A 525-nucleotide genomic window follows, 5' to 3' on the forward strand; every position below is an offset into this window, starting at 1 on the left:
CGGCGGGCACGCCAACATGGCCGGCGCGCAGGTCCCCGTCGGGATCCTGGAGGCGGTCGCCGACGACGAGTCGTTCGACGAGGTGGTCGAGGCGTTCGTCTCCGGGCGGTTCTTCGAGGCGCTCGACGACCCGCCAGCGCCGACACCCGGGACGACGCCGACGGAACCCGCGAGCGACTTCCCGGAGTGAGTCGGAGGCGGCGAGTCGTGTGTGATACTTACCCACGGCCCCGGAACGCGTATCATCTCTCGGAGTAGATCCTCGCCTGATGGCCGAGGAACGGCTCTACACCGACCACCCGGAGCTGTACGACGCCATCCAGTCCGGGTGGAACTACGATCGCGACGTCGAGTTCGTCGTCGACCAGCTGTCCCGTCACGGGGTCGACGGCCGGCGGCTCCTCGAGGTCGGCTGCGGCACCGGCGAACACACGCGGCGGTTCGTCGAGCGCGGGTTCGACGTGACGGCCGTCGACGCGTACGAGGGGATGCTCTCGGTCGCCCGCGGGAAACTCGGGTCGGACG

General features: G+C 69.9%; 1 protein-coding gene and 1 pseudogene. Both read left to right on the top strand.

Features of this window, described 5'->3' with window-relative positions; translation table 11 throughout:
- Window positions 1-190, top strand: a pseudogene (locus ACFQEU_RS18000) (bifunctional oligoribonuclease/PAP phosphatase NrnA); the annotation flags it as partial.
- Window positions 191-269: 79 nt separating this feature from the next.
- Window positions 270-525: class I SAM-dependent methyltransferase (locus ACFQEU_RS18005; protein WP_379784394.1), on the top strand; the 256-nt coding region annotated here is incomplete at its 3' end.

It is taken from the genome of Halorubrum tibetense (genome assembly GCF_042661865.1).
GTDB lineage: Archaea > Halobacteriota > Halobacteria > Halobacteriales > Haloferacaceae > Halorubrum > Halorubrum tibetense.